Source organism: Limnospira sp., from assembly GCF_051859755.1.
Classification (GTDB): domain Bacteria; phylum Cyanobacteriota; class Cyanobacteriia; order Cyanobacteriales; family Microcoleaceae; genus Limnospira; species Limnospira fusiformis.
Genome location: NZ_JBIMLI010000019.1, coordinates 11,615 through 22,211, shown reverse-complemented (window position 1 = coordinate 22,211; position 10,597 = coordinate 11,615). Strand labels below are relative to the sequence as shown.

Annotated in this window: 6 protein-coding genes and 1 tRNA gene; 1 reads left to right on the top strand and 6 read right to left on the bottom strand. The window is 43.0% G+C overall.

Features of this window, described 5'->3' with window-relative positions:
* Positions 1 to 372: 372 nt before the first annotated feature.
* The 3 genes from ACTIE0_RS05420 to ACTIE0_RS05410 all read right to left on the bottom strand — a co-directional run bounded on the left by ACTIE0_RS05420 (position 373) and on the right by ACTIE0_RS05410 (position 4,306).
* Entirely contained in the window at positions 373 to 2,043 is a 1,671-nt protein-coding gene (locus ACTIE0_RS05420) for a serine/threonine-protein kinase (protein ID WP_006621451.1), read from the bottom strand.
* A gap of 76 nt (positions 2,044 to 2,119) precedes the next feature.
* Entirely contained in the window at positions 2,120 to 2,368 is a 249-nt protein-coding gene (locus ACTIE0_RS05415; RefSeq protein WP_006621453.1) for a Ycf34 family protein, read from the bottom strand.
* 276 nt (positions 2,369 to 2,644) lie between these two features.
* Positions 2,645 to 4,306, bottom strand: coding sequence for an AAA-like domain-containing protein (locus ACTIE0_RS05410; protein WP_006669104.1), 1,662 nt, complete (start codon positions 4,304 to 4,306; stop codon positions 2,645 to 2,647).
* A 206-nt stretch (positions 4,307 to 4,512) separates the two neighbouring features.
* Here ACTIE0_RS05410 and ACTIE0_RS05405 point away from each other — a divergent pair, with 206 nt between their 5' ends.
* Positions 4,513 to 5,772: a tRNA nucleotidyltransferase/poly(A) polymerase-related protein gene (locus ACTIE0_RS05405; protein WP_006669105.1), complete on the top strand. Its 1,260-nt coding sequence runs from the start codon at positions 4,513 to 4,515 to the stop codon at positions 5,770 to 5,772.
* A gap of 139 nt (positions 5,773 to 5,911) precedes the next feature.
* Here the strand turns inward: ACTIE0_RS05405 and ACTIE0_RS05400 are convergent.
* The 3 genes from ACTIE0_RS05400 to ACTIE0_RS05390 all read right to left on the bottom strand — a co-directional run bounded on the left by ACTIE0_RS05400 (position 5,912) and on the right by ACTIE0_RS05390 (position 10,554).
* Positions 5,912 to 5,985: transfer RNA gene (locus tag ACTIE0_RS05400), tRNA-Asp, on the bottom strand.
* A 69-nt stretch (positions 5,986 to 6,054) separates the two neighbouring features.
* Entirely contained in the window at positions 6,055 to 7,242 is a 1,188-nt protein-coding gene (locus ACTIE0_RS05395; RefSeq protein ID WP_006669106.1) for an esterase-like activity of phytase family protein, read from the bottom strand.
* Positions 7,243 to 7,473: 231 nt separating this feature from the next.
* The gene (locus ACTIE0_RS05390) at positions 7,474 to 10,554 is read right to left on the bottom strand and encodes a type ISP restriction/modification enzyme (RefSeq protein ID WP_006669107.1); all 3,081 of its coding nucleotides are present in this window, start codon (positions 10,552 to 10,554) and stop codon (positions 7,474 to 7,476) included.
* Positions 10,555 to 10,597: the final 43 nt, after the last annotated feature.

Below are 10,597 nucleotides of genomic sequence, written 5' to 3'. Positions count from 1 at the left end.
TAGGGACGCGCGTCCAAGTGATGGGCGAGGCGATCGCCCATTGCCCATTGCCTTTCCAGAAATTAATCAACGGGGCAGGATTAATTATTAATTATTAATTATTAATTATTAATTATTTTGTCCTCTAGCAATTAGGGACGCGCGTCCAAGTGATGGGCGAGGCGATCGCCCATTGCCCATTGCCTTTCCAGAAATTAATCAACGGGGCAGCATTAATTATTAATTATTAATTATTAATTATTAATTATTTTGTCCTCTAGCAATTAGGGACGCGCGTCCAAGTGATGGGCGAGGCGATCGCCCATTGCCCATTGCCTTTCCAGAAATTAATCAACGGGGCAGGATTAATTATTAATTATTAATTATTAATTATTAATTATTCCGGTTTGAAAACAGTGGTATAGATAGAAACATCCCAGCGATAATGATACCAAAAAGGTCGTTACGAACCCATCTGAATTGCAGGAACTCTAGCACCAAGAATAACCCGACAACCATGGCAAAAACTTGCTTTTCGTCAACCTCATGATATGGTTTTATCCAGTTTTTAAACATGATAAATATTGGAGCAATTAGCAGTGATAAAAATGGGGTAAACACTATAAAGTTGTTGCTAAAAATATAGGCAACCATAGCCATAGTTAATGTGTCCATCCAGAACTGTTTGCTTTGGATTCTTTTTCGCCAATTTTCACTGCTAATTAACTTATGGCAATACTGCTTAAACCGCAGGCGCTGATTTTTGCGTCTGGCTTTTGGGTCTAATTTAAGCACTATTTGCCATTCAGGAACCCCACGATTTTGGACTCTGCCTAATAACTTAACCCGGACAATATTCTTGAGGTTTAATTGAGTTAATTCAGTGGCGATCGCCTTAGCTATTTGGGGATAATCCACCTGTTGTTTGTCGGCACGATTAATGACAATAGTTAACTTAGACTTACTAATCCGATTAACTTGCACCTTAACTTGATAGGATTGTAGAGCCTTTTGCAGAACCTCAGTGATTTGTGGTTCTTCCTGGGGGAGTGTACTAGGCTTTATTGGCTGTTTAATAGTGGTTGGATTAGTGGCGATCGCCACAAAACCAGTTTCCGGTTCCGGCGTTAAACCCGGCATAGCCTCAATATATTTAGGAGTGGGGTGCAATTTCAGCAGTAACGCCGCCGCCGAATGAAAACGCTTGCTTGTTGCCCCGGCCAACATTCTATCTAAAATATCAGCTAATTCGTCACTAACAGGACTTTTTAAATAACTACGCCAGCCCCAATTTCCCTCATGACTATCAAACAAATCAAAAGGGGTAACACCCGTCAACAAATGAATACAAGTCACCCCCAAACTATAAATATCACTAGCAAATACAGCCTTTCCCATCAACTGTTCAGGAGCCGTATAAGCAGCGGAACCAATCAGAGTCCCCGTCTTTGGTAATAGCCCCCCTGTCACCAATTTAGCCGCCCCAAAATCCACCAAAACCAAGCTATTTTCCGAGCCTTTACTGCTACAGCGGCGACGGATAATATTTTCCGGTTTAATGTCTCGATGAATCACCTTATGGCTGTGAATAAACTGTAACACAGGCAATAATTCATCCAGAACCTGATAAATTTTATTTTCCGTAAACGGACCCTTGAGCATCAATTCTTGAGCCAGGTTATGACCCTCTATAAACTCCTGAACCAAATATTGATAGGGTTCCGACTCAAAATAAGCCACCCGGTTAGGGATTTGGGAATGTTCCCCTAAAATCTCCAGTTGCTGGGCTTCCTGACGAAATAAATCCGCCGATCGCTTGGCATTATTTCCCTGGGGAAAAAACTGTTTAATCGCGACCTGTGGATGGTTGGGTGTCAGTTGATCAACCGCTAAAAATGTGCGACCGAATCCCCCTTGTCCCAGGAGTTCCAGCGCAGCATAACAGCTATTGGCTGACCCCCCAATTGGGGCCGATAGTTTGACAGCAGCGCCACAGTGTTGGCACGACTCCCCCTCACCTGGGTTTTGGGGATTTGGACAGTGGGGATTAAAACAGTAACTCATAATCTGAGGATGTTAAAAAAAATTAAAGATGGGGGTGACTATTGACCCCCAATGGTTAATGGCTGTCCGCTGGTGATTAGGTGGGGATGGGCTCTCCCGGTCGCAATTTTGACCATTTTCCGGTTTCTTGTTTAAAACTTTCACAGCCAACTACATCCCATTCCATCTCGATGCTATCTTCTGTGGTGCGGATATTAACGTTGATGCTGGGTTCAACGGGGTCAAAGGTGGGATTGTCGCTAACATGGCGTTCCTGATGCTGTGTTTCTACGGCGTGGTAGGTGATACAGCGATCGACATAGTAACAGTTAACACAAATACACATATTCAAAACCCTCTGTATATTTTCAAAAGGATTGACTACTTGATTTCCCTTTCTGCTAATTTAGCTTATATTAATCGATTCTTGCTGATGGTGCTATTAGTCTCGCCTACTGTTATCCTGGTCTAGGCACTATCTCAGGCACTTTGGCGTCCACAGATGACTGTTACGGCTGTTTCTGACTCAGACTGGGGGATGATACTGGCTTAACCCCCCTCAGTACAATTTTACCCGATCTCGAACCTGATGCCAATTTCTGGGAATTTCATGGGGATGGGGTTAGTATTTAAAGTTAAATTCTGAACTCATAGTATAGCGATCGCGTCCAGCTTTTTTGGATTCATACAGTGCTTGATCTGCTGCCATAAACAGGGTCTCTGGATGATAATCACTGCTAGGAATTATGCTGGCAATTCCTATACTTATCGTTACTACCGGATGCTGAGAATCTACAGATTTAGGCACTCCAGAAGCTATAGCTAATTCTTTGACCGCGAGGCAAATTTTTGCCGCCACAAACATGGCTCCCTTCCCATCAGTTTGGGGTAGAAGCACCACAAACTCTTCTCCACCATATCTAGCTAATAAATCATTGGGACGTTGTAAATTCTGTTGAATAGCTTGGGCTATTTTTTGTAAACATACGTCTCCGGCTAGATGACCAAAAGTATCGTTATATAGTTTAAAGTAATCTATATCGCAGACAATTAATGCCAGGGGATTATGTTTGATAGCCATACATTCCCATTCCATTTTAAAAGCCTTCTGGAATTGTGAGCGATTAGCCACCTTAGTGAGTTCATCAACATAAACTAAATTTGATAAATATTGGTTATCACGTTCCAATTGTTCTATATAAATAGAACTAGGCACTTGGGGGGATATCGGTTTATAGCTAAAGTAAACACGATACAAATCACCAGCCAAAATATAATTATTTCCTAGGCTTTTAATTATCCCTATACTCTCTAAGTAATAGGCTGATATTGGCTCAATTTTTAAGGCTGTTTTGGCGGTGATTAACTGCTGAATCATTTCCACTAATTCTGGCTTTTTTTGAATTAATATCCAGATTTTTTTCAGATAATTTTTATAAATACCTGCATCGGTAGAAGCTCGATGAAAAAAATCATCAAATTTTGTTTGATGCTCATATAAATAATGAAAAGCTAGATGAATTAAATAGGGATGTCCACCGACCAAGCAGGTTAATTTGTGTAACTGATTTTCGGTTAAAGTGAGTTGGTATTTGTCGGCTAGTTCTCCCACTTGCTGATGCGTAAACTCAGGTAAATCAATCAATACACCTACATTAAAGGGAGATTGATTAATCCCTAAAGAAACATAAACTTCTGTGGAATGAACCAAAACCAGGCGCAATTTCTGCCAAATTGTTGACTGTGCAGATTTCTCATGCCAAAATCGCAATAATGGCAGAAAGTTCATGAAGATTTGGGGATACTCAAACAGCAAATTAACCTCATTAAAAACCAATAAAAAAGGTCGGTTAATTTGGGCAATTAAGTATTCTTCAAAATACATCGTGCAGCTCACTTTGTCGCCGATGTCTTCATCCCAATAATCATTAATATTATAGGCTATTCCTAACTGTCTGGTGACATTACTACATAACCAACGAAAAAATTTGGTCGAACTTTCAAAAATCCCTAAATCCGCTTGCTGAAAGTCAATTAAGACGGTACTATATCCTAAACTGTTGGCGTGGTTAATCAACCTTAGCATTAACGAACTTTTGCCCATTTTTCGGGGTGCTTTAATTCGCATAACACTACCAGGTTGGGTTATTTGCTGATAGGCTATAATTTCGATGGGGGGACGCTCCACATAAAAAGCAGAATCCAGAGACAGCGGACTATCAGGACATGGGAGACAACCAAGAGGATTACTGAATTCTAATTCTGGCGGTATAGCTTGATCCATTTTCCCTCAAAATATTTTTGGTCTCATGGTATTGTATAGTATTAACCCAAATCCTGAGCTTTGTCAAAAATAGTCCCTTTCGGCAACATCAAGAAAGTTACCTGGGAAAGTTATCGTTATCTGAACACTTGAACTGGGTGGACTTTGGTAATTTGATTGACTATTTGCGATCGCGGATTCTTCTATAGATAGGTATTGCTTGCTATATGTCTGCTGCTATTACATCCCCATTATCTCCCGAAAACTGGCCGTTTGGTTTAGAAAATCTACCCGAATCAGCTTATTTAGTCGGGGGTGCGGTGCGGGATGCCTTATTGAGTCGCGCCGTGGGTGATTTGGATTTAGATTTTGTGGTGTTGTCGGAAGCAGTAAACACAGCCAAAACCATCGCCTCCCATTATCAAGCCGGATTTGTGTTGTTAGATGCGGAGCGACAAATTGCTAGGGTAGTATTCCCAGGGGTAACAGTAGATTTTGCTCAAGCTGAGGGAGGAAGTTTAGAGGTAGATCTAGGGCGGCGGGATTTTACAATTAATACGATCGCCTATCATCCCATAACCAAAACTTTTTTCGACCCCTATCAGGGACAACAAGACTTAAAACAGGGTCTGATGCGCATGATCAGTCGGGAAAACTTAGCTGATGATCCCCTGCGGTTGCTGCGGGGATATCGACAGGCGGCGCAGTTAGGCTTTGTGATTGAACCGGAAACTAAACAGACGATCGCCGATTTAGCCAGTTTATTACCACGGGTAGCAGCAGAACGTATCCGCACTGAGTTAGGATATTTACTCAATACCCCCTTGGGAGTGCCGAAATTAATTGAAGCCTGGAAAATCGGTCTGATCTCCCCCTGGTTTAGCAGTTTGGGAGATAGATGCGATCGCCTCAAAAATCTTGATCACGTCGCCGCCGCCGTCTCACAAACCTATCCACCATTAGCCAAACCCTTGAGGGAGTCGGTGCGGGAAACCATTAAAATGTCCCAACTCGCGATCGCCAAATTAGCCACCATGACCAGCGAGGATCGAGACCAAGCCGAAGCCGAGTTAATTACCCTCAAATATAGCCGAGTTGAGATCCGGGGAGTTCTGGCTTTACTAGGAACCTTTCAGCAACTACAACCCACCCCCATAGCCGATCTATCCATACGCCAACAATATTTTCTATTTGCTAATGTGGGGGAATTTTTCCCCGCCTTAGTAGTCCTGTCCATAGCCGCCGGAGCATCACTACAGGAGTTTACTACCCTAATTAACCATTATCTGAATCCCGATGATGCGATCGCTCACCCCCAACCCGTCATTAGCGGGAAACTCTTAATGGCAAAATTGGGACTCTCTCCCAGTCCCTTATTAGGGGATCTACTCCAAGAGATACAAATTGCTAAGGCTGAGGGTCAAATATCCACCCGTGAAGATGCCATAGCGATCGCATCCCAGAAAATGCTTGAATTAAACCTATAATAAGCGCGATCGCATTGATGATTTTATCCCCAGCCATCGCCCATTGCCCATTGCCTTCCCAGAAATCAATCAACGGCGCAGCATTAATTGTTAATTATTAATTGTTAATTATTAATTGTTAATTGTTAATTATTTATAACGGGACTGACGGGGCTCGAACCCGCAACTTCCGCCGTGACAGGGCGGTGCTCTAACCAATTGAACTACAGTCCCCTATGGTAGACCCTGATTTGAAGTCTTCGTAGTTAGTGCTTCGTTTTAAGCACAAAATCTATTATCAGCTTAATTCCCGGTTTTGTCAACCCCTGAACCGAAAAAATTTTCTATCCACTCCCAGACCCTTTGCTGATAGGGTTTCGCCGGATATTCGGGGTCGATCGCAAAAACTACGATCCGGGTGTGTAGTAGCGGGTGGAAATTGTTGTCGCTGACCATGATTAGCGATCGCCTTCCGTCCGGGAGAGTTGGCCCAAAAGTCATCCCCTCCAGATTATCCCAGATTACCTCAGCCTGTATCTCTGGGGGAATCAATACCGGAGTTTTGCTAACCGGGGTAATTCCCTCTAATTGGTTTCGCAGGCTGTCCAAGGACCTAATATCCGTCGCTTCCTTCACCGATACCTCAAACAGGCGGATCACAAATCCCCGGTCTAGGGAAAATGACCTTTCCATAGCCAGCGATCGCCTCTCACTCACAGCCAGCAACTCCACCAGTCCGTTAAGCTGTAACGTCTCAGACATCAGGGAACTACCCGCGATCGCTTCTGTCATATACAGAAACTGACCATCTACTAAACCCGTCTCCAAATTATAGCGAATTATCCGGCTAGGGCTTCCTTCCTTAACCGTCGCCGCCGGTCCGTCTTGAATTAAAGCATTTTCCGTAGCTGTAAATAGAGTTTTTCCGTCCGGGGTTAGGGTCAGGCTTTCCGTAGCCAGATTATTTCTCACTCCTATATTAGGATTATCTGGCGAAAACAATTGTTTTGGGATGGGTAATTCACTTAGTTGGCGACCCGACTCTAGGGAAAACTCCTTGATAAACGGAGGATAACCCGCCGCTATATTTCCTTCCGAAGCAATCCAAACCGTTTCTCCCGTAAAAGCAATTCCTTCCGGGTCTAAACTATACAATGGGAAGGCTTCCCCGTTGGCGTCTAATATCCGCCTTACTCCTATTACTTCCACCCCTTCTAATTGGAAAGGGTCCCCACTCCAGTGCAATTTCAGCGTGTAAAATCTCGCGTCACCGCGATCGCCTTGGGAGTCCGACACCGCATAATATACATCTTTTTGCCGGTTATAAGTTATTCCCGACAGTCCCCCCACTTCTGTATCCTCAAATCGGAAACCTGTGGGAATCGTGACCGCACCCAAAAACGATGTTAATTCCTGAATGCGATCGGGGGATGGTGGGGTAATTCCTACTTCGATTAATCCCACTGTTACGGTCAGCGGTAATATGGTCATCAGCGAACACTTCAGCCACCACATCAATTTGCGCCAGTCCCGTCAACGGGTAAACTTCCTAGGATTTTCGCGGGTAGATATTTCGGGAATCTTCCCCTCTGTGGGCAATCTCAAAACAGGCTGATTTTTACCCCCCCTTTTAACCTACCAGCCATGGTGATATTTGTCAACAGTTCCCCCCAGGTTTCCATAACTCACCGATATGGCTGGGGGTAGACGATCATCTTTTCCTTATTCCAGGGAGGGTAATTGATTGACAATATCCACGGTTTCTAAGCTAACTGTAATCACCTGACCAATTAACCTCACAATATATTGTTCATCCTCTAAGCGGTTGGGGTCATTTTCAATACCACTGCGTTTATCTATTTTAACCTGATAGCGGTCAATAATCCAATCTAAAGCTGATCGGTTCCCCAGGCGATATGCAAACACTTCCCGGGGAATACCCGCCAAGGTCAGAAACTCGTTATAAATTAACTGGGTTTTATCTTTACTCAGTTTCATCTTTTCCACCCGCCAATTTAAGGCGACCTCATCATTTTCGATAAATTCCAGCGGATATTCCGGTTGCTTTTCATAGTTTAGATGAATTTCCGCTAGACGTTTTCCGGCTTTGGCAAAACTCTCAAATTCCGGGGCGTAGGGAATGCGTGGTAATTCCCTTTTCAGGTTGTCCGCGTATTTTTCCCGATACCTGGGATGGTGTAACAAACCATATATATAATAGAAAATATCCCATTTACTGATAGCCGGGTTTTCGTATTCTTCCCGAAAAGCATCTAACGCCCAGTCCGTGATGTTTGCCTGGCGGTTATTTCCGTCTTCGTCATAAGTGTAGAAAGGGAAACATTGAGTGCTGCATCCCGCACCACTTAAATGTAAATCACAAATTATATTATTGACATTTACCATAAATGGCTTCTCAGACCCAATCCCAGTTACACAAATCACCCGATTCTCTTCCTCTGTCTCCGGGGTGGGGAATATGTAGGGAAATTGACCGCGACGATGAGTTAAAACTTCATCGAAATATAAAAACTGAAAACAAAATGGACGATATAGAGAATTTCTTACGTTTTCGCGGATAAACTGCGTAGTTATATTGGCTTTCAGACATTCTTTAAGGCGACTACTCCATTTAATTTTCGTATCATCAGATATAACAAAATCATCGAGATTAACTGATGGATCTTGACAATCATGCCATTTCCTGGTTTGTTCATTATAGGTGGCGATCATCCTTTGAATATTGGCGGCTAATTCATCAGGATTAAAGTTATACGCCCAAACATCGCGATTGGTATTAACTCCCAAGCTAAACAACTTAAAAATCGCCCCCGTCGCGTCTCCTTTGGCGGCTTTGGTTTCCTTAGTCCCCATGGGGATAAAGGTTTCAAAATCCGCGTGCAACCCTGCGGTTAACCAGGTATGTTTTTTGTCCGGTTTAATCTCTTCCCAGTCTACCCCACCCAAATGCTGACATTTTTCTAAATAATCGTATTTTTCCTGTTTCCGCCAAAACTCACCCACCGCTGCATAATAAATTTTACCCGGAGATTTGTTACCTTCCTTCTTTTTAATCAACAGGTTAATACTCACCCCTACTTTGATATCAAAAACATTATAAATCGGTTGATTGCTGGCATTTTTTCTGATATTACCCCCCAAATCTAAAATATAAATTGCGTCAAAATCTTGGGCTAAATGCTGCCGCATTCCATCAAAAGCGATCGCATCAATAAAGCTGTTATTGCTGACAAATGCCACAATTCCCTCATCTTCAATTCTATCAGCCGCCCAGCGAAATGCCTTAACGTAGGGGTCGGAAAGTTTATTTTTATTAGTCGCTTTCGAGTCTTTCGCATAAGTTTCCGCCACCCGTTGATCAACTCCTCCCGTTTGGCTATATTTGCGGTTTTTGTTATTGTCGTTATCATTTTGCTGTCCGACATTATAGGGAGGGTTGCCAATGACCACAAAAATGGGGGAACTTTGCTGCTGCTTGACCCGTTGGGTATTTTCGGGAGTAAATAAATCGAGTTGTAATGCTTCTTGCACCGAGAAAGTATCCACCAAACAAATCCCGTCAAAAGGCTGATATTGTCCCGTTGCCGTCAAATATTCATGCTCAATATTCATCGAAGCGATATAATAGGGTAATAACATCACCTCATTGCAGTGTAACTCCTGCTGATACTTATGAGATAACGCAGTTTTTCTAATCTCCCGCATTATCCGCATAATAAAGTTACCCGTCCCCACAAACGGGTCAAGAATATGCACCCCTTTATCACTCAGAGATTTCTTAAACTCGGTGCGGAGAATCTCATCAACACTTCTCACCATAAAATCGACAATACTCTGAGGCGTGTAAACAATCCCATGGGTATCGGCGACATTGACCGCAAACCCTTGGAAAAACCTTTCATAAACCGTGTTTAAAAAATGCTGCTTTTCGCTATACTCAGTAATAGTAGCCGCAGCCTCTTCTAAGGCGCGATAAAAATAATCAACATCTCCCAGAAAATGAGCGCGACTAAACGACTTGGAGGTTAAAGCCTCGATCACCTTCTCAATTTCCACGGCGATAATATTGCGCCGGGTAAAATCGGGGTTATTAAAAATCTGTCGGAAAATCCTTTCCGTGAGTAAATGCTGAATCAGCATCTCTTCCACAGCCGCATCAGAAATATTAGGATTAATCGACTGACGGCACAGGTTACTAAACCCTTGAAAAGCCCCAATAAACTGGGGATTAGTTTTGCGTTGACTCTCGATTAAATCAACCAGTTTTTCCCCCAACCCGCGCACTTTATCGCCAAATTCGGCCGCGGCTTTCTCCCAATTTTCGATTTGGGGTGGGCGATATTCAAAAAACAACTTTAGACTTTCGACCAAGGCTTCCGGTTTGGTGATATCCTGGTCATAGACTTGTTTTCCCCCTTGCCAAATAATCACCCGGTCAGGGGACTGAAAAATAATGTTATCTTTGGGGTAGCCTTTGGCAAATTTCTTTTGTACTTCTTTGGGTAAGTCGTCGGCGGTGTCTTTAGCTTCCCAAATGCCATGTTTTAGGGTATCATCTCGGACAAATAACCCATCAACTTGAATCCGTTTTTTGGCGGTCAACTTCAGGCTGTTTTCCTGTACCAAAATCCAATTAAACTGCTGACAACAGGAAGTTAACAAATCGGCAAAAGCGACTTTAACCGCCCCTTCATTAGCCGCCCCCAACTTCTGGAAGTTTTGTAATGTTTGGTAATAGGACTTTACCGCCTTGTGGGAAGGTTTCAGATTCAAAGTAGCCATAAGCAATTAATAATTAACAATTAACAATTAACAATTAACAATT